This window comes from Paraburkholderia strydomiana, from assembly GCF_046030495.1.
Taxonomy (GTDB): Bacteria; Pseudomonadota; Gammaproteobacteria; order Burkholderiales; family Burkholderiaceae; genus Paraburkholderia; species Paraburkholderia strydomiana_A.
Genome location: NZ_JAQQCJ010000010.1, coordinates 140279 through 164781, shown reverse-complemented (window position 1 = coordinate 164781; position 24503 = coordinate 140279). Strand labels below are relative to the sequence as shown.

Annotated in this window: 12 protein-coding genes; 7 read left to right on the top strand and 5 right to left on the bottom strand. The window is 66.4% G+C overall.

The features are described 5' to 3' along the window. Nucleotides 1-22 precede the first annotated feature (22 nt). The gene (locus PQQ53_RS15650) at nt 23-11956 is read left to right on the top strand and encodes a DUF8616 domain-containing protein (RefSeq protein WP_408324757.1); all 11934 of its coding nucleotides are present in this window, start codon (nt 23-25) and stop codon (nt 11954-11956) included. 319 nt (nt 11957-12275) lie between these two features. Next, a complete protein-coding gene (locus tag PQQ53_RS15645; protein ID WP_408144743.1) occupies nt 12276-12908 on the top strand; it encodes an FMN-dependent NADH-azoreductase in 633 nt (210 codons plus the stop codon). A gap of 43 nt (nt 12909-12951) precedes the next feature. On the opposite strand, the gene PQQ53_RS15640 is transcribed toward PQQ53_RS15645, so the two are convergent. Continuing rightward, nucleotides 12952-13803: a LysR family transcriptional regulator gene (locus tag PQQ53_RS15640; RefSeq protein WP_408144741.1), complete on the bottom strand. Its 852-nt coding sequence runs from the start codon at nt 13801-13803 to the stop codon at nt 12952-12954. A 123-nt stretch (nt 13804-13926) separates the two neighbouring features. On the opposite strand from PQQ53_RS15640, the gene PQQ53_RS15635 reads away from it, so the two are divergent. Next, complete coding sequence (locus tag PQQ53_RS15635; RefSeq protein WP_408324756.1) at nt 13927-14805, top strand: helix-turn-helix transcriptional regulator; 879 nt, start codon at nt 13927-13929, stop codon at nt 14803-14805. Nucleotides 14806-14852: 47 nt separating this feature from the next. Here the strand turns inward: PQQ53_RS15635 and PQQ53_RS15630 are convergent, their stop codons facing one another. The 4 genes from PQQ53_RS15630 to PQQ53_RS15615 are packed head-to-tail and all read right to left on the bottom strand — an operon-like array spanning nt 14853 to nt 18483. Continuing rightward, complete coding sequence (locus PQQ53_RS15630; RefSeq protein WP_408324754.1) at nt 14853-15764, bottom strand: lytic transglycosylase domain-containing protein; 912 nt, start codon at nt 15762-15764, stop codon at nt 14853-14855. Between the two features lie 10 nt (nt 15765-15774). Next, complete coding sequence (gene sctR / locus PQQ53_RS15625) at nt 15775-16434, bottom strand: type III secretion system export apparatus subunit SctR (RefSeq protein ID WP_408144736.1); 660 nt, start codon at nt 16432-16434, stop codon at nt 15775-15777. After that, a complete protein-coding gene (sctQ, locus tag PQQ53_RS15620; RefSeq protein WP_408324752.1) occupies nt 16427-17647 on the bottom strand; it encodes a type III secretion system cytoplasmic ring protein SctQ in 1221 nt (406 codons plus the stop codon). The genes sctR and sctQ overlap by 8 nt, the downstream gene beginning before the upstream one ends. After that, nucleotides 17644-18483, bottom strand: coding sequence for a helix-turn-helix transcriptional regulator (locus tag PQQ53_RS15615; RefSeq protein ID WP_408324750.1), 840 nt, complete (start codon nt 18481-18483; stop codon nt 17644-17646). The genes sctQ and PQQ53_RS15615 overlap by 4 nt, the downstream gene beginning before the upstream one ends. A gap of 238 nt (nt 18484-18721) precedes the next feature. On the opposite strand from PQQ53_RS15615, the gene sctV reads away from it, so the two are divergent. The 4 genes from sctV to PQQ53_RS15595 all read left to right on the top strand — a co-directional run bounded on the left by sctV (nt 18722) and on the right by PQQ53_RS15595 (nt 24490). After that, entirely contained in the window at nt 18722-20884 is a 2163-nt protein-coding gene (gene sctV / locus PQQ53_RS15610) for a type III secretion system export apparatus subunit SctV (protein ID WP_408324748.1), read from the top strand. Between the two features lie 75 nt (nt 20885-20959). Continuing rightward, entirely contained in the window at nt 20960-21238 is a 279-nt protein-coding gene (locus tag PQQ53_RS15605) for a flagellar biosynthetic protein FliQ (RefSeq protein ID WP_408144728.1), read from the top strand. Nucleotides 21239-21297: 59 nt separating this feature from the next. Next, nucleotides 21298-23292: a type III secretion system outer membrane ring subunit SctC gene (sctC, locus tag PQQ53_RS15600; protein WP_408324830.1), complete on the top strand. Its 1995-nt coding sequence runs from the start codon at nt 21298-21300 to the stop codon at nt 23290-23292. Next, the gene (locus PQQ53_RS15595) at nt 23273-24490 is read left to right on the top strand and encodes an FHA domain-containing protein (protein WP_408324746.1); all 1218 of its coding nucleotides are present in this window, start codon (nt 23273-23275) and stop codon (nt 24488-24490) included. The genes sctC and PQQ53_RS15595 overlap by 20 nt, the downstream gene beginning before the upstream one ends. The last annotated feature ends 13 nt before the right edge of the window (nt 24491-24503 follow it).

Sequence of the window (24503 nt, the reverse complement as noted above, 5' to 3'; positions counted from 1 at the left end):
CCGCTCGACCCGGAGAACGACGATGCTGATGGCTATGGACGGAGGCGGCGGCGTAGCACCCAAGCCACCGCCCCCGCCGACGGCGCACGACGTGTCCACCGCGCAGCAGGCGGTGCAAAAGGCGTTGGGCGACAAGTCGCCGGGCGATGCATCGGCGTTGCAGGACGCCGTCAAGAAGGCCGAAGCAGCCAACGCGCAACTGACCCGCGAAGCGCTCGCGCGCGCCGTGATCCTGATGCAGGCGCAATACAACGCGGCGCATCAGCACGCGCCGCAGGCGCACGAGCCGAAAGTCGACGCGATTACCGAAGCGGCCAGCCAGGTCGGTCTCACGCACGCATTCGATAACGCCACGCTCGACGCCGCGGCCAAATCCCTGAGCGATAGTCCGCTCGTCGTCGAGAGCAACGCCGCGAGCGCGCCGGTCAGCGCGGCGAACGCGCGCGTGGCGATCCAGAAGGGCCTCGACGGCGGTATGACGTTGCCCGAGGCGGTCAACGCGGCGCGCGTTCAGCTAGGCGGCAACCAGCAGAACGAAACGGCGCTCGACGAAGCGGCGCTCGCGATCAAGGGCGACCAGATCGTGGCGGACCCGAAGAGCAACGGCGGTGGCGACCCACTGAAAACCGCCGCGCAACAACTGGCCGATCTGAAGATTTTCACGAGCCCGGTGCAGCAGGCGGCGCTCAAGGCGTTGACGGTCGACGTCAAACCCGCCGCCGCTCTGCCGGCCGCCGCGAAGGCGGCGCAAGGCGCGTACGCGAGCTTGCAGAAGGACAAGGCGAGCCATGCATCGGCGCAACAGATCGCCGAGGACGAAGCGGCCTACCACGAGGCGCTCTCCCAGGAACTGAACGCCGCCGCCGGCGAGACCGGCGACGACTGGCGCGGCGACCTGTTGCAGATCGACCGGCGCTGGCAGGCCGAACAGGCCGCGACGGATGCGAACACCGCAAAGAGCGTAACCGACGCGCCGCCGGATGCCGGGGTGCTGCACGCCCTGAAAGCCGCCGAGATACTCGACGCAGCCGAGGCGGCGCGCGGCTCGGGCGATGCTCCCGGCAATCTGAAGGCGGCGCAGTCGCTGACGCGGAGTTTGCAAGGTCTGAAGAGCGACGATCCGCTCTACGCCGAAGTCACCGGCGACGCGCGCACCAAGGCGCTGCAAGCCGCCGCGTTGCACGAGGTCGAAGGCGCGCACGGCGGCAACGCGACCGACACGCTAAAGGCCGAAGGCGAGGCGCTATCCGGTTATCGGAACACGGTCTTATACGACGATCTGCTCAAGTCGACGCTCAATTCCGCGGTCACGAAGCACGACATCCAGCAGGCCGGCACGCCGGATAACCTGCGGGACATCGCGAACCTGCTGACGAGCGTCAAGCAGGCGTCGCCGGAGCTGGCCGTCGCGTTGTACCGGCAGAATCTGCAGGGCAAGATCGACAGTCTGATCAGGAACGGCGGGCAGATCGACACGCCGACGATGGGTGAATCCATCGCAGACCGCGACAAGTTCTACGGCCCGCTCGGTAACATCGTCGACGCGCTCGGCGGCCCGAAAAGCGCCGACGCGCAGCCGGTCATGCAGGCGCTGAAAACGCAGTTGAACGCGCAGTTGAACGAGATCGAGCGGCTGAAGAAAGCGGGCGCCAACTACGCGCAAACGTCGTTCGACACGGTGAGTTTCGCGCGGGTGGACGGCTCGTCGCTATCGGCCTATCAGGCGCTCATCGACGGCGACCCGAACAGCGCGCTCGCGAAAAAGCTCGAGACGCCGCTCGAACTGAAGCCGAGTCCCGCGCCGGTGCAAACCGCACCGCAGGACGCGCAGCAACTGGCCAAGGCTCAGCAGGCGTTGAGCAGCGGACTCGGCAGTGGTCCCGTCGATCAGCAAAGTCTCGACAAGGCGCTCGCGCAAGGGCGCAAGGACCATCCGGAAATCAGCGACGCCACCTGGGCACAGGCCGCGCTGTTGCAAAAAGCACAGGCCGACGGCAGTCAGTGGCTCACCGACAACGCCGGCAAGCTGAAAGCCGGCACCAAGGTCGACACGATCGACCCCGTCGCGCAAGCTGCGAGCGAGTTGTCGACCATGCAGCTGTTCGACGCCCGCACGCTCAGCGGCGCGACCGATGCCGTGCAAGGCGGCAAGGTGGCGGCCGCACCCGATGCGCCTTTGAAAAAAGGCGATCCGGCGCCCGGCACGGTGTCGGCCTCCGATTACCTGTCGCAACTGCTCAGCGAAGGCATGAGCATGAAAGCGGCGCTTGTCGCGACGCGTGCCTATCTCGGCGGTCAGGCCCACGCCGACAATGCGCTTGCGCAAGCTGCGCTCACCGCGGACGCGCCGAAATATCTGTCGGCTTACTACAAGGACCCCACCGGCAAGGACAGCGACCCGATCCAGGCGGCGTCGAAGGAACTGGCGGCGCTCGGCGTCCTGCAGCCGGAAGCGCTCGACAAGGCCACCCAGGCCATGACGCATGACCTGAAGCCGGACGAAAAGGCGCTACACAGCGCCGCCGGCAAGGTGAACGACGATTACCAGAAGTATCAGAACGCGCAGGCCGCGCTGGCCAAGGATCCGAAAAACGCCACATTGCAACAGGCCGAGGCCAAAGCGCTGCAAACCTATCACGACGACCTCGGCGTTGCGCTGAACGCCGCCGCCGGCCGCGCGCCCACCGACAGCGCGTGGCAAACCGATCCCGACTACATCGACATGATGTGGAAGGCGCAGTTCGCGCTCGAAACCGAGGTGCTCGCGCCGCAGATCGAAGCGGCGCAATACACCGGCGAGGATTCGAAGCAAAGCAAGGCGCTCGATGCCGCGTTCAACCAGTTGCAGCTCGCGCTCGGCGCACAGCAGGTGATCCAGCAGACGCGCTACGCGCAGCAGCACAGCGGCGGCGCGGGCGCGGGCGATGTCGCGGCCGCCAATGCGTTGAGCCGGCAGCTCGGCGGCATGAAAAAAGGCGACCCGCTCTACGACGAAGTGATGAGCGACGCGACCATCACCGGCTTGCAAAGCGATGCGCTGAAGACGATCGTCGGTGCGGGGGCGTTCCTTCCGTGCACCGCGGGCAACGACGGCAGCGATGACGCGAAGACACGCTTCGCCGCCGAAGGCAAACAACTGTCCGCTTATGCCGGCACGGTGTTTTATCCGCAACTGCTCGACGGCGCGGTGCGCGATCCGCAGACGCAGGCGCTCTTTTCGCAAATCGATTCGCTGGTGCGCGGCAAGGACGATCCGCAAGACAGGTTGAATGCGGTCGCGGACTTCATGCACGCCTCGACGAGCGCAGATCTCGCCGCCGCGCTCTACCAGGCGAAGTTCGCGGGCGACGCCAACCATGACGACGTGCTGCAATGGACGGCCAAGGCCAACGATCTCGACGCGGTGTCACGCATCTATGCAGCCGGCGGCGGCGCCGCCAATCCGCAGATGACGCAGCTGCGCCAAGGCATCGAAGCGCTGATGAAAAAGCCGCTCGACAAGGGCGGCTTCGGCAGCATCGATACGTCGTCGGATTACAACCAGACCGTGATCGCCGCGGGGGAAGTCGCGGTCGTGGAAGGCCAGGGGTTCGGGCTCGGCGACGTCAAGGACAGGAAAGACGGTTCGATGCAGCTCGCGCAGGACATGCTCGACGACGATCCGAACAGCGACGTCGGCAAGGAAATCGCGCGTGAGACCGGCTTCAAGGACGCCGGCAAACCGGTCAAGCCAATCGACGTCAACGATCCGAAGGTGAAGCTGGCAGCCGACGCGCCGTGGCCGACCGGCCCGACAGTCACGACCGTGGTGACGGCCGGCAACCATGTGGCCGGGCTGGGCGCGCAGGACGGCATGCAGGTGGTGACCAGTTACGACGACCTGCTCAACGCGGTCGGCGCGGCGCAGAGCAGCAACGGCCCGACGCATACGCCCGGCTCCTTGCAGGATGAACAGGCGCTCGCGCTCGGCCAGTTCGCCGAGTACGACCCCAACGAGGTCGTGTACGACCAAACCAGCCACAAGCACACCACGCTCGGCGAGATCGTCAACAAGTTGATGACGGGCGAGGGCGTCAGCCGGCCGAGCGGACTTGCGCCGGTCGCGCTCACGTCGCTGTCGATCCAGTGGTGGAACCAGCGCGAGCCCGGCAAGGACGACGCGGCGACGCTGCAAGCCGCGGTGATGGAAGGCATCGACGCGCGCGGCAACGAAATCGAGGTCGGGCCGGCGGATACGACCGTGCGCCACGGCTATTCGGATTGGCAGGCGCATACCGGGCTCGACAAGGGCCTGCTGATGGCGCAGCCGCACTGGGTGCTCGGCAGCGACGGCGCGTTGCTGAGCGGCCAGGCTTACTGGACCACCTACAAGCCGGACGATCACTGGTATGACTGGGACCATCTGAAGGTCGATCTGGAGATCGGTGTCACGGTTGCCGCCGGCCTGCTGACCACGATGGTGCAGCCGGAGACCGCGGCACTGTGGCTCATCGTGCTATCGGATCTCGCCGACGCGTACTTCGCGGTGAGCGCGGCGGTCGGCACGGTTCAGACGCTGCACACCATGGCGACCACCAAAGGCGGCTGGGGCAGCGGCGCCAACTGGCTGGCGCTGGGCGCCAATGCGTTTGGCGGCGTCGCGGGTGTCGGCGGACTGGCGGGCCGCACCGCCAAAATCATGGCGCGCGTGGGCATGTCCGACCGCGCGTTCGCCGATGCCACGGGCTTTGTCAAACTGGCGCACGACGCCACGCCGGCGCAAGCGGCGGCAGCCAGCGCCGCCAGCAACGGCGCGCGCTCGCTGCGCGAGTTCGAGGCCGCTCCGGCTGCGCTAGAACGTTGGGTCGCCGGTTCGCCAGCGGCGCGCGCGCGTTCGCTGAGCCTCTTCAGGAGCGTGTCGCGTGCGACCGAAGCGCCGCTCGGCCTGTCGCTCGACGCCGCCACGCTCGCCCGCTGGAATGCGCGGCTCACGCCGCTCGAACGGCTGCATCTGGAGCGGCTCGTGCAACTGCTCGGACGGGTGGCGTCGCTGCGCGTGGCCAATCCCGCCGCGCTCGCGCTGCGCGGCATCGGCGTGAGCGCGCTGACGACGAACCTCGGTTCGCTGGTGTTGCAGGGGCATCGGCTGGCGACGTCGAACGGTGCGGCGACCGGCGAGGACTGGGCGCAATTCGCGTCGTCGGCGGGCTTGATGGGCGTGGGCTTCGTCGCCGCTCGCGGTCATGCGGACACCCAGCGCGAAGCGGATCAGCACGCGCGCCGCCAGGCCGATGCGCGCACGGTCCAGGCCAATGCGCAGGCCAACGCGCAAGCGAACGCCGGCGCTGGTATGCCGCAAAGCGTGCTGTCACCTTCGCCGCACACGATCCAGGTCGACGACGGCGTGCTGCATACACCGCGCTTGTCGCCGACTAGCGAGTCCGAGACGGTGTCCGGCACCCAACTCGCCCAATCCGCCGACGCGGCCGAACCGCTCGTGCTCGAACCCACCGCGATCTTCACGCGCGACGAATGGGCCGCGCGGCAGCAGAACGCGCAGGCGGACGGCGATGCCGCGCAAGGCAGCGCAACCACCGGCAGCGAGACGGCGGGAGGGCGGCAAAGCCCACTGGACGACAGCTATTTCGACGGCGGCGGACGCACGGTCATTCACCGCACCAACCTCGACTACACGCAACGCACCGTCATGCCGGGCGGCGCCGGCATTCTGACGACTCGTCCACAAGGCAAGGCGCCGGTGTGGCAGGACGGCTACGACGACGTAACCGGCATTGCCGCCGGCGACCATCCCGAGTTTCTGCGCCCGGTCGACACCTCGCTCGTGCCGCCTGGCGATCCGTTGCATGCGCGCGGCGCGAGCGGCGTGATGGCGCCGCCCGATCATCACGTGGTGTTGGGCCATGGCATCTCGGCCAACGAGATGCAGGGGCCGGACGGTTTGCCGGTCACGGTCGACGATGTGGCGGCAGGCCTCGCGCCGCTGCTCGCGGACGGCCAGGATGTGACGCTCTATTCGTGCTATTCGGGCTCGACGAACGCGGACCCGACGCGCGCGTCGGCGCGCGCGCATGGCCGCTCCACCAGCACGTTCGCGCAGCGGCTCGCCGAACAGCTCGCGCAGCGCGCGCAGCGGCCGGTCACCGTGTGGGCGCCGCCCGACATTCTGTTGATCAAGCCCGACGGCACGGTCACGGTACGCGGCAGCAGCGCGTTGACCGGTCAGGTCGACTCGTCGAAGGTATTGATGAAGGCGTTCCGGGCCGAGCCCGTGAACCGGCCGGCCGGCGCGCAGGCGCTTGCCGATGCGACAGGGGCGGCGAGCGCTCGCCCGGCTGATTTCGAACCGCAAGCTGGCCGCACGGCGCAAGAAGCGGCACAGGATACGACGCAACAAACGACGCAACAAACGACGCAACAAACGACGCAACAAACGACGCCGAAGACGCAACGAGCAGCGCAGCGCCCCACGCCGCAAGTCACCGACCTGCCGCTCGACAATCCCGCGTTCGATTTCTCGCCGATTCCGGATGGTACTTATCGCTCGGTCGCGCTCGGCTCCCGCTTCGTCGATGCGTTGACGCAGCGCCCCGGCGTGCTCGGCGACGTCGCGCGCGTGACGCAGCCCGGCGGTTCGGTCACGTTGAGGCAGGCGAGCGGCTTGCTCGATGAGCCCAACCCGCGCGCCGCGATCGACGACACCGTCGCTCAATTCGAAGCCGCTGGCCTGACCGACGTGAAGGCCGAGTTCGTGACGGCCGACGGTTCAGGCGTCGATCTGCGCAATCCCGGTTTGCAACTGGACGCGCTCGATCCGGAGGCCGGCTATCTGCGTTTCGGCGGCGAGAAACCCGCTGCGACCGCTGCGCGCGACGAACCGCAACGCGCCCTGAGCGCTGACGGCTCGCGAAGCAATGCCGATGCATCGGCCTTACCCGCGACCCCACGAGACGAAGCCGTCGACTGGCATGATGTCGAGCCGCGTCTGGTGACCCACGTATGGGGCGCCGGCGCGGATCAGCCGATGACCCGCGCCCGCGCCCCCGCCGAGGTCTACGTATGGGGCGTGCCGACGCGCGAAGGCGCGATCGTCGATCCGCGCAGCGGCTCGGCCGCGAGCGCGCTCGACATGACCGTCGCGCTGGAAGAACTCGCGCAGTTCAGCTATGCGCCTGGCACGCCGGTCGCGCTCGACGGCGCGCACAGCGGCAGCGACGCGGCGCTGCTGCAGCAGTTCTCCGACCTGATTCAGGCGCCAGTGTATGGACGGCTTGGCGAGAGCGACGCGCAAGGCTGGCGGCGTGTCGATCCGAATCCGGCGCGACGCCTGGCGCGCTTCGAGATCGAGCCGGATGTGAGCGGCAAATTCTCGCCGGGCGGCGCGCAGCCGATCAGGTTGAACGCGCTCGAATTGCGCCCGGTGCCGGGCTCGCGTGTGGTCAACCTGCTCGGACACGCGGCGGCGCGCAAGTATCTGAAAGTGTCCGGTTTCAGCATCGCGGAATCGCATGGTTCGACACCCGCCAATTTCGCCGAGGACAATACCACCGCGGTGAGCGCGAACAACCAGACGATCTCGCCGAAAGCGTTCGTGCGCAAATTGATGAACGATCCCGCCTACCAACCCGGCGACGGCGTGTTGCTGACCGGGTGCTATCTCGGCTCAGGCGATTTTCCATGGGCGCGCGAACTGGCGTACGAACTGCAGGCGCCGGTGATCGCATCGATGACGGAGAACAGCATACGCGGCACGGGCGCGCTGCTCCTGCATCCGCCCGCCGGGCATATCGCCGTGCCAGCCAACGACCCGCAGGTGGCGACGCGTCTGTACCTGCATCTGCCCGAGGCGCCCGAGCAGGACTTCGTGCCGGAGATTCATGTCTATCAGCGTGAACAGGCCACGAGTTCGCAGGCGGTGCAAGAGGCAAACGGCAACGTCGAGAACGCGGCGCAATCCGCGCCGGGCGTGTTGACCGAAGCGGTGACGCAGACGGAACCCGACGCCGGTCGCGATGCTGTCGGCGGTACAGAGTCCGCAAAGCGCGACGAGGTGACGCCGGCCAACGCGACCAGAGCCGCGAACGCAGCGAACGCGCCGGTCCATCTCGGCGAAGCCGAACTCACGCGAGTGTTCGATCATCTGCAAAGCGAGGCGCCGTCGAACTACGTGTACGTAGACGCCGCCAGCCTGCCCGCCGAAACCGGGCCGGCGTCCACGTTGCAGCGCTTCCTCGCACGTGTCAAAGCCAATCGCGATTCGGTCGAGCGCGGTACGCCCGTGCAAGCCGCGCGCATGTCGGACCTCGGCTATGCGCTCGACACGCAAGTGCGTATCACGACCGCCGACGGCGAGCAGGTCAAGCCCGCCGGCGTCGACATGTTCGCCGTCGCGCAGCGCGATCCGGCCACCGGCCGGACCACCTGCAAGCTCGTCGGCATCGACGAATATGGCTTGCCCGAAGGCTTCGCCGCCGTGAACAGAAATGGCGTGCGCGCGATCGGCATAGTGGGCGGGCGTCCGGTATGGCCGGTCGCCGGCGCGGCCGAAAGCGGCGCGGGGGGTGCCGCCGCGAAACGCAGCGCGGGGGCGAAACAGAGCGCGGCGTCGAAACAGGCCGCGCGCGCGAATCTGGAGGGGCGCTCCGGCCGGCCTTCGTCGCTGACCAAGGCGGTCGAGCAACACGGCCTGGTCGACGAAAAAACCAAGCAGGGCGGCTTGTGGCCCGGCAGCGTGATGCGCGACACCACCGGAAAGTTCGGTCTCCCAAATGGCTTGTGGCTCGTCAAGCAGATGTGGAAAGCGAGCGTTGCGGGCGACACCGGCGAGGGGCGAGCCCGCAATGCGGTCGCCACCAGTCAGTTGATGCGCGCGATGTACGGCGACGGCAGCGCGACCGACATGCGGCTCGTCACGTTCAGGCACCCCGACACCCGCGTCCTGCACTACGGCATCATGACGCCGTTTGCCGAGATCGACGTGTCCTCCACGAACGCGAAAGCCGTGCTCGGCGACCCCGAGCGTTCGATGACCAACGGCGTGTTCGCGACGGCGGCGGGCCATATCGCGTTGCAGAACGTGTCGGTGGCGGGCAACCGCAGCAGCGCGATGCCGGCGAGCCGTGAAACCTTCGGCAACATCGGGCTCACTACCGCCGACGGCGCACCGGCGGCGTTCTTCATCGACCTCGACTCGGCGATGGGTTTCGACAACATGGGCGAACAGACGCCGTTCAAGCCGCTGAGCGACGTGGCAGGCGCGCTCGACGAACTCAAGAACGGCGACGAGACCGCGCCGGCCTACGGCTCGATGAGCGACTGGGAGTACCGCCGCAGCGCCGATTTCCTCAAGGACCAGTTGGACAATCACGGGCTCGAGCAAAAGATTCTCGACGTGGTGAAGGAGCACGGCGAAGGCAGTCTCACGCAACGCAAAAAAACCGCGCGAGTGGTGATCGCCAACATCAGGAGGCAGATCGCGGCGCGCGAAAAAGCCGCGCCATACACGCACGAACCGTTCGCTCCGGCCGCCTTGCCGGCTGCGTATCAGGAGGCGCCGCCCCAGGTCGTGATGACCGGCCGCCTCGGCTGGAAAAAAGCGACGGGCTTGCCTGAGGGCGAAGCGGGTTTATTCCGCCGCCGCATCACCCAGGCGGTGCTGGCCGCGCAGCGCTTGCGACGCGGTGCGGCGGCAACGGGACACAATGCGCCGGTGACCGCCGCGTTCTTTCCGAAGCCCGAATCGTTGAAGCCGCGTGAGCCGATCTCGCTGCCCGCGAGCAAAGAGGGTCCCGCTCTGACCGACGACTTCAACGGCTTGCATTTCGTCAAGCGGGAAGGTTCGCTCAGAAAGGGCCTGAAGGCGCCGCTCGACCCGGCGAACGCAATCACGCTGACGCAGGCAAAGCAGTGGGGCACGGCGGGCGACGTGCCGAAACAGGAACGCCTCTACGCCTATGCGCCCGACGGTGCCGGTGCGCCGCTCGGCTATTTCAAGGCGGGCAAGGACGGTAAGGTGACGTGGGTCCAGACATCGGAGCGTGCCGCCGATCTGAGCCTGTCCGCCGACTACAAGGGACTGCGTTTCGTGAAGCGCACCGGCTCGGTCCGCGAGGCTTTGCAAACGCCGCTCGACCACGCCAATGAATTCCGTTTGCCGAAGGCAAAGCAGATGGTGGCCGACGGCGAGGTGTCGAAGAAGGAGCGGCTGTACGCCTATGCGCCGGACGGCGCGGGTCCGCCGCTCGGCTACTTCAAGGTGAAGAACGGCAAGGTGACGTGGTTCCAGGCGTCCGATCGCTCGGCCGTGCAGAACCTGCAGACTGCCGCGAGCGCCGTGGGGCTGTTCGGTCTTGCAGGCACCAGCGCGTTCCTGTACGACCGGGCCGGCAGCGTGCGTTTCCTGGACCCGTATCTCGGGCCGGCTTCTTCCGGTTTGCGCTACTTCATGAACATCTTCAAGCTCGGCAAGGACTTCCAGCAACACGTGCTGGAGGAAATCCGCAACGGCCGGCTGGATGACGCGTGCGAAATCATCAACTCGCACTTCAACTTCCTGAGCAAAGGGATGCGCGCCCGCAGGCTGCCCGATGCGACCATCGAGCGCGTCAGGGCGCATACGTCGACGCTGCTCGGCATCGTGCAGCAGGCGAAAAGCGAAGCGCAAACCGGCGTCACGCAGGACACGGTGAACACCGCGCTCGACGACTACTTCGACATCGTCAAGCAGGAAAGCGGCATTGCCACGACCGATGTGAGCCGTCTGCATTCGGCGACCCGCCTGGGCGGCGGCATCCGGATGACGGTGATTGCGACCTGGGGCGGCAGCATGCTGCTATCGGTGCACAAGATCAGCACCGTCGGCGGCCTCGGCAAATGGGGCGCGGTGTTCAACACCGTCGGCTTCGGCAGTTCGATTGTCGACGGTTCGCTGGATATATCGAGTGCCCGGGCGGGCGGTGTGCCGCACGAGCCGTCTTCCAGGATCAGGAAGCTCTCGGACAAAGTGCTGACGCCCCTGAGCACCAACATGTTCGTGGCCGGTTATCTCACCGATGCGGTAGCGACCGCTCAACGTCATGGATCGCCCATGACGATCGTCACCGATCTCGCGACCAGCGGGCTCAATGTTGCGCTTGCGAACTATCCGAACTACGTCGCGCGGGGCGGCGACCACATCTACGTGTTCCGTCCGTCGACTGCCGGCAAGCTGGAAACCGGCGATATAGTTGGGTATGCAAAATATTCGGCGGACGGCGGCCTGTACTGGCATGAAGCCGATGGCAACGGCGGGTTCCTGCCGCGCCAGAGAGTCAGCACCGAGTCGCTGACCGTGACCGGCTCGCACGGCAAGTTCCTCGATACCGATGCCTACGTCGTATCGCGCAAGGAGCCCGGCGATCTGAGCGACAGTCTGCTCGAAAAGACGCGCGATGCCAGCCGTCCCACCGTCAGCGCGCGCAGGAAGCCGGTCAAGCTGACGAACGTGGACGACAGCCTGCCGGCGCGGGTCGAGTCGCATTCGAAATTCCGGAAAAAGCCTGCCGTGCTGCTCGCGCTCGGGATCGGGTCGCTCGCGTCGAGCGTGATCGGGGTCGCCGCGCCGCTGTTCCAGAACCAGAGCGCGCCGGTGCCGCCGGACGACAAGAAAAAGAAGCCGGGCAGTGGGCCGTCGGGGGCAACGCCGACGCCGACGCCTACGCCTGCTCCGACACCCACGCCCACCCCCACGCCCACCCCGACACCCAAAGTGCGCATAGTGACGGTCCATCCCGGCGATACGCTGTGGGGCATCGCCGCCGCGAACGGCGAACCGCTCACAAGGCTGGAGCCGCCGAATCCGCAGTTCGACTGGGCGCTGCTCGACGGCAACCCCTTCAGCGCGCGCCAGCCGCGCGACGGGCGCGATCCCGACCTGATCGTGCCGGGCGACCACGTGAACGTGCCGTTGCCGCAACACTAGCGCGCGGCTTCGTGCGGCTTCGCACGGTTCGTCGCGCGCCCCTCGCGTCCCGCATGACGGGCGCTCGCTTGTCGTGCGCCGTTTCAATCGCCTGTTTCAGCGAAGATCCGTAGTTTTAATTTCATCGCAAAGATGTTCAGATAGTGCGCTTCAGGCAATCCCCTCATGGGGCCAGACGCCATTCATCATCAAACTCACTTAATCGAGCCGCTTTTCTTCGTTTGTTTGGACCGGACTCAGGTCATACCCTCTACGCATCGGGCGACGCTGTCGTCCCGATCCCGGTGTTCGGGTTCATCCAGGAGCGGAGCGTAGGGTTATGACCAAGCTGCTGTACATCGAATGCTCGCCGCGCAAGCAGCATTCGGCATCCATAGAAGTGTGCAATGCGTTTCTCGACGCCTATCGAACGGCGCATCCCGGCGACGCGATCGAGACCATGGACATCTGGGCGCTCACGCTGCCCGAGTTCGATGGCGAGACGCTGGCGGCGAAGTACGCCGGTTTGAGCGGCGCCACGCTGACGCCACAACAGGCGTCGGCGTGGCGGCAAATCGAAGCGCTTGCCGCGCCGTTTCACGAGGCCGACAAGCTGCTGTTCGGCGTGCCGCTCTGGAATTTCGGCATACCGTATCGCCTGAAGCATCTGATCGATGTGATTTCGCAGAAAGACGTGCTGTTCACGTTCGACGGCAACGGATTTGGCGGCAAGCTGGCCGGCAGGAAGGCGGCCGTGGTGTACGCACGCGGGCTGGACTACGCGTCGCCGGGGTCTTTCACACCGGCGCGCGAATACGACCTGCAGCGGCCCTACATGGAGATGTGGCTGAAGTTCGTCGGCGTGACGGACGTACAGTCGGTCGTGGTGGAGAAAACCCTTTTCGGAGCGGACGGCGAGCCGGACCGCGCCGCCGCACTCAGCGCCGCGCGCACGTTGGCGCGCGATTTTTGATGCGTCATGCTGGCAGCAGCCGGGCAAGTGCCGCGAGGCCGAATTAGTTCGGATCGCCAAGCGTCGGCAGTACCGCGTTGCAGATTTCATCGACGGTGGCGGGCGCGGCATGCGGCGCGGCGAACACGGTGAATTCGACCTTGGGTAGCGCGGGCAACCGCGGCTCGCCGGTCAGCGCCCGAAGTCCGTGGCCCAGTTGGCCGCGCACGGCGGGCATCACCGCGAACCCGGCCAGCGCCGCGGCGCGCAAACCGGCGCTGCTCGGGCAGACCATCGCGATGCGGCAGCCGACGCCGGCCTGCGCCAGCGCGGTCAACGCCGCTTCGCGATAGGGGCAGGGCTCGGGAAACAGCGCGAGCGGCACCGGCAATTCGGGTGCGAGCGCGGCGCCTTCGGCGAAGGCCCAGACGAGCGGCTCGCGCCACAACAGACGCCCGGGGCGCCCGTCGTGGCAGCGTCCGCCGATCACCAGATCGAGTTCGCCTTCGTCCATGGTCTGCAGCAGGTGCGCGGGAATGCCGACCCTGACGTCGACCGTGACGCCGCTATGGCGGTTCGCGAACGCGTGCAGCGCCGCCATTAACGGCGCGGTGACGATGTCCTCGGACAGCCCGACGCGCACCGGACCCTGGGTGGACACGCGGGTCAGTTGCGCGAGCGCGTCCTGATTGAGCGCCAGGATGGCGCGGGCGTAGCCCATCAGCAATTCGCCGTCGGGCGTCAGCGTGACCGAGCGTGTCGTGCGAAAAAGCAGGTTTTTTCCGGCCTGTTCCTCGAGCCGCCGCAGGTGTGCGCTGATTGCGGACTGAGTCAGATGCAAACGGTTCGCCGCGCGCGTGAAGCCGCCTTCCTGAACGACGGTCACGAAGGATCGCAGAAGCACGGTATCAAACATGGTTCACTCGACAAGCGCCTGGAAGTCCGACGATGTTACTTTCAATTCACGAAGATATGCTGAGAGAGTGTGATGCGGGCGGACCGTCCGCCGTCTGACTCTCAGGTTCACCGGAGCAGTCCAATGCATGGCTTTTCTTCGGTACAGCCGAAGCCGACCGATCCTGAACACCGTGTGGCCGGTGAACAGCCCGCCGCGGCGCCGCCCGAACTGATCTGGCATACGGATCGCGATCTCGCGGCGGATCGCAGCGCGCGCCGCCCGGATGCGCAATCGCATCTGATCCGCGAGCTTGCGTCGGCGGCCACGCCGGCGGAGCGCATGCGGCTGTTCGCGGGGCTCATGCGGATCATCGGCTTCAATACGGTCGCCTACGTGACGCTGCAGGTCGTCGGCGACAGGGTGGCGCGCGCGTTCATGATGGAGGGGTTGATACCCGCGCAATTTCGCGGCAACTACTTCCAGGAGCGCTATTTCGAAGTCGATCCCCGTCTCGTGATCGGCCGCGTGCATGCGCCGCCGGTCGTATGGGATCTCTCGCAACTGAACAGGGCATGCCGCGATCGTGGACGCGATCCGCGCGCCAATCGCTTCCTGCAGGAGATGGACGCCGACGGCATGCGTTCGGGCATCATGCTCGGCCTGCCGGTTCCGTCGACCGATCTGCAGGTGATCGTCAGTTTCACGTCGATGAACCCCAGCAACGCCTGGATCGACAGCAGCATCCTCGCGCAGACGCTCAGCCTTTGCTTATCGCTTCATCAGCTTGCCGCCGGCTATCGGCGCACCATCGCGCGGCAGTCCACGGCCACGGCGATCTCCGAGAGGCAGCGCGAGATTCTGCTGTCCGTCGCGTCCGGTCTGTCGGACAAGCAGATTGCGTTGCGGCTGCATACGAGCGTGCATAACGTCGATTACCACTTGCGGCTGTTGCGCAAAACGTATGGTGTAGGCAATCGCGCCGAACTGGCCTATCTGGCGGGACGTTTGCGGTTGAATTGAGTCGACCGATGCCGCTCTTGCTGTTGTGTTACCGGCATGGTCCGACGCTAATGCGCGGCGAGCGTCGTCATGCCGAGGCAGCGCGTGCACCAGCGGTTGGAATTATCGGCGCAACGTATCGTGATGGATTGCCGCGCGTCCGCCGCCCGGCATGCCTGCGTGGCGGCGGATGCGCGCGAAGCGCTTCTGGCTCGCTGCGCGACGCCTGCAGGTGAAGCGGATACCGGCTGCGCATTCGACGCCTGCGCTTGCGAGACACGCTGCATGGCCGCGGCGGTTGGCGTCGATTCGGACGCGCGAGCCGTTCGAGCCGCCGGCGCACCGGCGCCCGCAGCGGGCACCACCGGTATCGGCAATGCTGCCGCATCCGAACCGTGCGCCGCTTGCCGCGCATTCGTGTAAGCGCTGGCAATCACGCGCGCCACATAGCCGTGCTGATAACCCGTCGAAAAATTGCCGCTGTAGTAGCAGGAAAACGCGCCACGCAGCGCGCCTTGCTCGTCGCGCGATTGCCTCGCCGAGCGTGCAAAGCACTGCGCGAGAATCGCACCGCTTGCTCGCAGGTTGCGGCACGGCTCGAAAATCGTCTCGAGGGTTTCGCCGAAGCGCCGCACATTGCGCACGTTGATCTGCCCGAGCCCGACACTGAAATCGAAGCCGCGCGCCTCGAGCCCATGCGCGGTGGCGACCGCTTCCGCGTAGCTGCGCGGCTGGCGCTGCAAATGGCCGCCGACCACGCCGATCGCATAGGGATTGAAACTCGACTCGACGCGTACCACCGCCGCCAGGGTCTGCGTGTCGACATGCGGCGCGCAGGTCCGCGCGAGTTCGGTGAAGCTGGCCGAGGCGGCATCGCTCTGCCGGACTGCCGGGGTCTGCTGCGCAGCGGCGCAGAACGGCATCATGGCGGCGAGCGCCGTGGCCGCTATCCGCGTGAGCCGGTGTACGGCGCGCGTCACGGTGCCGGCCTCAGCGATACGACAGAATCAGGCCGTGAATCAGCACGGACCAGCCGTCGAGCGTGACGAACAGCAACAGCTTGAAGGGCACGGAGATAGTCGTCGGCGCGATCATCTGCATGCCGAGCGCGAGCAGCACATTGGCCACCACCAGATCGACCACTACGAACACCAGATACAGCACGAAGCCGATCTGGAACGCCTTCATCAACTCGCTCAGCGTGAAGCTGGGCACCAGCACCAGCAGGTCGTCCGGTTGCAGATTCTTCGCGCGCGCGGCGGGCCACACACTGGTGGCCGAGCGCACGAAGAAGCTGCGTTCGCGCTCCTGCGTGTGCTGCATCATGAATGCCTTGAGCGGCGGCGCGGCGGCGTCGAACAGTTGCAGCACGTCCTGTACGTTCATCTGACTGCCGACCGAGAAATTCTGCTGCTTCAGGTTGTCGCCGATATCCATGCCGACCGGCGCCATGATGTACACCGAGAGAATCAGCGCGATGCCGTTCAGCACGATATTCGGCGGCACCTGCTGGATGCCGAGCGCGCTGCGCAACAGGCCGAACACGACGACGAGCTTGGTGTAGCTTGTCACCATCAATGCCGCGAACGGAGCGATGCCGAGCGCCGCGAGCAGCGCCACCATCGCGACGGGATTCGGCAGATTACCCATCGTGCCGGTCGTCCGTCGGATGAGCTTGCGTGGAGGCGTGGGCGGGCGCGGGGGATTGCGCGGCCCCCGGCGCAAGTTCCGCGACCCGCACGCCGAGCTTGTTGCCGACCGCGATCAGATGACCGTGTCCCACCAGCGTACCGTTCGCGAGGATGCGGATCACCCCCTGATTCAGCGGCTGATCGAGTTCGAGCACGAAGCCCGGGCGCAATGCCTTGAGTTGCGCGAGCGTGAGCGTGCGGCGTTCGAGTTCGAAGCTCGTCGTGACTTCGAGCGAATCGAGCGGCAGCGCGGCGGCGGGGTTGTCCTCGTCGCCGGGTGAGGCGTGTTGATCCGGCGTTGGCGTGGCTGCGGTCACGGCTGTCCCCTGAATCTGTTCGATGGTGATGGCGGCGCCCAGCACGCACGCGTTCAATCTGATGCCGGGTGTGCCGCGCGTCGTCGCGTGACAGGTGAGACCCGCGCCGGCGGACTTCCAGCGCTCGATCGCGATGATGTCGCCGTGCTGCAGGCCTTTCAGTTCCTGTTGCGTGAGCCGCGTCGTCCCGATGCAGAACGACAGCGGCACCGTGAGCGTGTCGAAATCGTGCGGGCCGAGCGTGGGCGGCGGCGGATCCGCGGGGCAGGCGAGCGCGAGAAAGCGCGCGTCGTCGAACTGCAGCGCGCCATGCGTGCGCCAGTCGGCGCTGCCGTTCTGCCCCACCTTGCTGACCGAGAAACGAAGCTCGGCGACGCCGTCTGTTTCAGCCGGTGTTTCGGCGTGTTCGGGCGCGAGCAGCATGGCTTCGTGGCGGGTCAGCCGTGCGAGCGCGTTGCATACCGGCGCTAACGCATCGGCCACCAGTGCGCAGCGAATCGCATCGGGTACGGCCGGATCGGCGGCGTCGCCGATCAACTCCCGTTCGGCGAGCGGCTCGAGCAGCAGCCAGCCGGATGCCGGACCGAGGCGAAAGCGGTAGCGGCGCGGCGCGCCCTCGGCGAGCCGCGCGTTGAAATCCCAGTGCAACGCATAGGCGGCCCCGCCGGCTTCGAGCGCGAACGGGCGCGGCCATGCATAGGCGCGCCGCAAGGCGCGCGCGGCTTCCGGTACAAGCCGCGGCAACAGCGTCGTGTCGCCCAGCAAGCTGATCGTTGCCGCGCGCGCCGTCAGCGCGTGCAACGCGGTATCGCCGCCGAACGCCTGGGCTTCGCGCATCATCGCGGGGGCGTTCATCGCGCGTCGTGCTGGCCGGCCAGGTACGCGAGATGCACGCGGTTCTGTGCGCCGTAGCGTTTCTTCAAAAGCCGCAAGTGGTAGTCGACGTTATGCGTGGACATCTGCAACTGATCGGCGATCTGCCGGTCGCTCATGCCTTGGGTCAGCGCGCTCAGAATGCGGCGCTGCACCTGCGAAATAGGCTTCGCGCGCGGCGGCGCGTCGTCGGGCATGGCGGCGTGGCTCAGCAGATATTCATGCAGCGCGAGACCGAGCGCATAAGCCTGGCCGATCACGCGGTCGCCGATCCAGTGTCTGGACAGATTGGCGCAGCTGAAATTGATCACGCTCTGATGCGGGCTCGAAGGACTCGCGAGCCCGAACGTGATGCCGCTGCGCATGCCGGCTTCATGCGCGTCGTCGAGCAGGTGCCGCAAACGCGGCTCGACGCTTTGCGCGGGCTTGCCGTAAGGCGCTTGTGCGAGCGACGTGAGGTCCCACACCAGCGGCCATTCGTATCGGCACGCAAAGGCGATGCGCGGATCCACTTCGATATAGCGCTGCGCCACGTAGCGGTCGGGCCAGCCCGGCGCGGCGTACTCGCGCACATAAAGCGCGCGCGTGATCAGATCGCGGGCGCGCGCGAGCCGCCAGTAGCACAGCCAGTCGAAGCCGATCGCGCCGAGCATCGCGCTGATCAGCAGGCGCCGCTGTGCCGGCGTGCGCGCGCCGCTCAGCTCGTTCGCGACGGCGGAGCGCGCCGCCAGCAACGGCTTGCTGGCGAGGTCGGCGATACAGCGCTGCCTGCCGTCCAGCATCACGTAGCTCTCCTCGGCGCATTCGCTCGATTTCAAGCTCTCCTCCATGTCCGGATGCGTGATCCCAATGTAATGTCGAACGCGGACGCGGAACACTACAACGTTCCGTAGTGCGACGCGAAATGAGCGTGCTCAAACCACCGGATCCCACGAGTTTTCCAGGTGCCGGCACGACGCGCCGTCATTAAACTGACTGCACCATTGGCTTTCATGGAGCGCTGTTCTCGCAGCACGCCGCGCTCGACAGCGGCGCGCTTGCGAAGGACACACGTTCATGCCTTTCGATACGGTCAACAAGCTCTGGAATGGCGCGCAAGGCGTGGGCTGGCGCGAACGCGGCGCGCGCTTGCCGCTCGCGCGCAACTACGACCTGCTGCTCGCGCTCTTCGTCGCGGCGGTGATCGCGCTGTTCGTTCTGCCGCTGCCGACCGTGGTGCTCGACGGCCTGATTTCGCTAAACCTGGCGCTGAGCATCCTGCTGCTGACGGTGTCGACGTATCTGCCTTCTGCCGTGAGCTTTTCTTCGTTTCCCGCCTTGCTGCTGTTCACCACGCTGCTGCGGCTCGCGCTGAATATCGCGTCGTGCAAGCTGATTCTGCTGCAGGCGAATGCCGGGCATGTCATTGATACCTTCGGACGGCTGATCGTCGGTAACAACTTCGTGGTCGGCGGCGTGGTGTTTCTGGTGATCGCGATCGTGCAGTTCATCGTGATCGCCAAGGGTTCCGAGCGGGTCGCGGAAGTCGGCGCGCGCTTTTCGCTCGACGCGATGCCAGGCAAGCAGATGAGTATCGACGCCGATCTGCGCGCCGGCATCATCACGTCTGACGAGGCGAAGCGCCGCCGCGAACTGCTCGAACAGGAATCGCAACTTCATGGCGCGATGGACGGCGCAATGAAGTTCGTCAAGGGCGATGCGATCGCCGGCATCATCATCGCGTTCATCAATATTCTGGCGGGCATCGCAGTCGGCACGCTGATGCACGACATGAGCGTGTCGCAGGCCTTGCACCGTTATGCGGTGCTGACGGTCGGCGACGGCATGGCCTCGCAGATTCCGTCGCTGCTGGTGTCGATCGCAGCGGGCGTGGTGACCACGCGGGTCGCGTCGCGCGATGCGCAGGAGCGGCACCTGGGCGAACAGATCGGCACGCAGATCGCCAATCATCCGCGGGCGATTCTGATTGCGGGCGTGATCGTGCTGGCCTTCGTGCCGGTGTCGGGTTTCCCGAAGTGGTCGTTTCTCCTACTGGCAGGCTCGATGATCTCGGGCGGCGTGTTCCTGATGCGGCGGCGCAAAACCATCCCGGCGCTGAATCTGATCACGCTCGCGGATGCACCCGCCGACAGCGAGGGGGGCCTCGGCGCGGGCGGCTCGCAGGTGCATCCGCTCGGCATGACCGCGCTGCTCGCGGTCGTGTTCGCCCGGGATCTGCGCGCGCATCTGAACCTGGTGCAATTGCAGGCGGCGCTATCCGACGCGAAAGCGCGCGTCGACGTCGATCTCGGTCCGGTGTTTCCGCGCATGAATTTACGCTTCGATCCGGCGCTCGCGCAGCATAGCTACAGGATCCTGTTGCAGGACGTGATCGCGTCGACCGGCTATCTGCGGCCCGGGTTGCTATTGTGGGACGGCAGCTCGCCACTGCCCGCCGATCTCGAACGCGAAGCCGGCGAACCGTTCGGGCCATTTACGCAACCCGTGTGGCTCGGGTCTCATACGCCGCCAACGCGCGGCGCCGCGACGCAGACGGGCATTAGCGGCAAGCTCACGCATGAACAGGTGCTCGCGCAGCACCTGGAGTCGATCGTGCGCGCCAATCCTGCCGCGCTGATCGGCATTCAGGAAACCCAGGCGCTCGTGCATCTGGCGCGCCGCGATCATCCGGAGCTGATCGCCGAACTCACGCGCCTCGTGCCGTTGCAGCGGATCACCGAAGTGCTGCGGCGTTTGCTGCTCGAACACATTCCGATCCGTAACTTGCGAGTGATTTTCGAAAGCCTCATTACGTGGGCACCGAAAGAGCCCGACGACACCATCGCGCTCGTCGAGCAGGTGCGTGTCGATCTGAAACGGATGATCACCGACCGCTATTGCGGCGTGAGCCGCAGCCTCGACGTCGTGCTGTTCGAACAGAGCTTGCAGGACCGCGTGCAGGCGGCCATCACGAAGACGCCGCAGGGCGTGTTTCTCGGCCTCGCGCGCGAGGTGAAGGACAACGTCGGCGAACAGACCCGCGCGGTGATGGAGTCGTTGCGCAGCGCGGCGCGCGATGGTCGCGAGCGCCGTGTCGGCGTGCTGGTGCCGATGGCGGTGCGCTTTTACGTGAAGTCGATGATCGAGCCGATGCTGCCCGATGTCCCGGTGCTGTCGTACCAGGAGATCGAAGAGGACGTTCGGCTGCATACGATCGGCTGGGTGAAGAACCCGGCATGAAGCACGCGATGAGCCTCGACCCTGACTTCGAACCGAACCCGGACCGGACCCAGGCCCGAATCATGGAGAAACCGCATGAGTGCTGCCGCGATTCTCGACATCACGCGCCAGGCGTTGCTGCTCGTGTTGATGCTGTCGTTGCCCGTGGTGCTGGTGGCGACCGGCACGGCCGTGTTCGTCGCGATCGCACAGGCCGTCACGCAGGTGCAGGACTCGAGCATCGGCACGTCGGTGCGGATGATCGTCGTGATGGTGACGGTAATCGTGCTGGCGGGCTGGGCTGGACGCGAGTTGCTGATCTTCGCGCGCCAGGCGCTCGAACGGGTGTTCGTCGTTTTGCCAGGTATGTCGTGATCAACTCGCCACAGGGCTTTCACTTGAAAAAGACAATCCATCCGGTTCTCGTGATACGCATGCGCGGCACGCTATTGCTGATGTTCGCGCTATGCCTGCTGGTGCCGCTTTCGCGCGCGCATGCAGCGGAATTGCAGTGGCGCAACCGCAGTTTCGAAATTGTCGCGAACGGCCGGCCGCTGGCCGATTTTCTGCGTGAACTCGCCGCCTCCCAGGGCACCACGGCGGTGATAGACGGGAAGGTGGAAGGCAGCATCAGCGGGCGCTTCAACGACACGCCGGCACGCACGCTCAATAGCGTCTGCGCGACCTACGGCTTGACGTGGTACTACGACGGCTCGTTTCTGTACATCGAACGCGCGTCCGACGCGCAAACCCAGGTGCTGCCGATTCCGCGCGGCTCGGCGTCGAACCTGGCCGCGGCGATGCAGTCGATGCAGATTACCGACAGGCGCTTCCCGTTGCAGATCAGCGATCGCGACAGCACGGTCTACGTGTCCGGGCCGCGCCGTTACGTGGAACTGGTGCGTCAGGCCATCGACTCGGTGGGCAACGGCGCGTCGAGCACCGACCACGCGGAGATCCGCGCGTATCGGCTGAAGTACAACTGGGCTGCGGACTTCGTGATCAATCGCTCGGGCAAGGAGGTGACGATCCCGGGTGTCGCGACGATTCTGCGCAAGCTCTACCGGCGCGGCGCGAGCAACAACGCGCCGAGCGCGGGCGCGATGCGCCTGGGCGGTCCCACCCGCCAGGTCAAGCTGAGTTCGGGCGATACGATCAACGTGCCGCGCATCGAGATTCCGCTCGCGGGCATGAATGGCGGCAATGCCGGCGGCTATATGGACGGCTACGGCCAGGGCCAAGGTCAGAGTCAGGGCCCCGGCGGCGATCTCAACGCGTCCGGCGGCGCCGACCAGTTGCCGCAAATCGAAGCCGATCCGGCTATCAACGCCGTGCTGATTCGCGACACGCCGGATCACATGGGACGCTACGCGCCGCTGATCCAGCAGCTCGACGTGAAGCCGCGCATCGTTGAAATCAATCTGACGATCATGGATATCAGCCTTCAGTCGCTCGATCAGTTGGGGGTCGACTGGCGGCTGCATACGAGTCACGGCGACTTCCAGTTCGGCAACGGCGCCAATCCGCCGCTCACCTTCGCGGCCGGCACCACCGAGGCGGGTCAAACCGGCACCACCACGCCGGTGGGCCTCGCGCTGACCGCGTCGATAGGAGGGTCGCTGCGCGACTATCTGCTCGCGCGGATCAACGCGCTGGCCCGCACCGGCGACGCCAAGCTGTATTCGAAGCCGAAGGTGCTGACGCTCGACAACACCGAGGCGGTGCTCGAAAACCTCACGGAGTTTTACGTGCAGGTGCAGGGCTTCCAGGACTCGTCGCTGTACGGCATCACGACCGGCCAGAGCGTGAAGGTCACGCCGCTGATCGTGGAGGATGGCACGCAGCGCGTGATGATGTCGCTCGACATTCAGGATGGCGAAGTGACGAACCAGCAGGTGTCGAACGTGCCGGTGATCCTGCAGCGGAACATCGTCACCAAAGCGATGATCGACGAAGGCAAGAGCCTCCTGATCGCGGGCTTCAACAGCGATGAGCAGAGCTTCGACAAGACCGGTATTCCGCTGCTCTCCGATATTCCGTGGATCGGCCATCTGTTCAAGTACACCAACAAGAACGGCCAGCACATGGAGCGCTTCTACATGATCACGCCGCGCGTGGTCACGCCCGCGGCTGAATACGCGGCGACGGGCGCGCCGGAGAACTACACGTCGGATCTGATGCAGAACGTGGTGGTGCCGCCGTCGAACGATTCGCTGACCGCGCGCGCGCAGACGATCGCGCCGCCGCCCGCGCCGGCGAGTTCGGCGGCGGCGAATGGAGCGGGTGCGAACGCAGCTTCGGAGGCCGCCACGCCGGTCACGACTGCGCCGGTCATGACGCCCCAGGTGACGCCGACACCGATGCCGCCGCAAGCAGCACCGCCTGCCGCGCCCGGTGCGGGAGACAGCAATGGTCAGCAGCACCCCTGACGCGTCCGGATGGCAACTGTGTTTTTTGAACGGGCCGATGTCGGGCCGCACGCTGTTGCTCAAGCTCGGTGAAAACTGGGTTGGCACGGGCGCGGATTGCGAAGTGATTCTGCCGGATCGTGAGATCGCCGCGCGGCAACTGTGTCTGCACGTCGGGTCGATAGCGGTATCGGTGCAGAACCAGGGCGGCGCGCCGGTGCTGCTGAACGGCACGCCGCTCGCGCAGATGCGGCGCGCGCTGATGCCCGGCGACACGGTGACGGTCGCGCACGTGAAGTTCGGCATCGAGCGGCTGGCCGGCGCGCAAGTGGTGCCCGCGGGCGCGGCGAGCGCGGTCGGCGGCAAGCGTCACGGCGAATCGCATCACTGGCTGTCGGTGGTGTTGCCGGCGTGGCTCGGCGGGCTCGGCAGCCGCCGCCTGATGTTCGCGCTGCTGGCGCTGTGGAGCGCGTTCGCGATCGCGGCCGGCAGCTATGTGGCCGTCGCGACGCGCGGCTCGTTCTGGTGGTCGCATCAAAGCCGCTTCGAGCGGATGCGCGACGTGGAAGGCGCGTTGCGGCAGTTTCCCGAGCTGACGGTGGAGCCGGGGCAGGGCAACGCGATCGCGGTGGACGGTTACGTGCGCGACGCCAGGGACCGTGCGCGGGTGGCGGCGATCGTCGATGGCTTCGACGGCGTGACGCTCGGTGATGTGTACGTCGTCAACGATCTGCTCGCGACAGCGCAGCAGACGCTGAGCGATACGCAACTGAAGGTGGCCTACACGGGGCGCGGGCGTATGACGATCAGCGGCGTCGCGACGCGGGCGGTGTGGCAGCGCGTGCAGAACTTCAAGCGCGACGCGAAGCCGGCGGTCGAGGTGACCGACCAGGTTGTCTATGACGACAACGCGGGCGGCCCGCTGATCGCGGCGAGCGGCAGCGCGGTGCCCGTGGACATCGCCGGCGTGTACGGAGACGACACCGGTACGCGTTATGTGGTGACGCGCGACGGGCGGCATTTCTTCGAAGGCGCGACCTTGCCGAGCGGCTTGATGGTGGCGTCGATCGGATCGGGCAGCGTCACGTTCGAGCGCAACGGCACGCGGTTCGTGGTGGCGCTCGGGCCGCATGAGGTCCCGTCGCCGGGCGCGGCATCGTTGCCGGCGGCGTCCTCGGCCGCACCCGCCGCGGCGGGTGTCGCGATGCCGAGTTCGTAGCACCCGTTTTCTG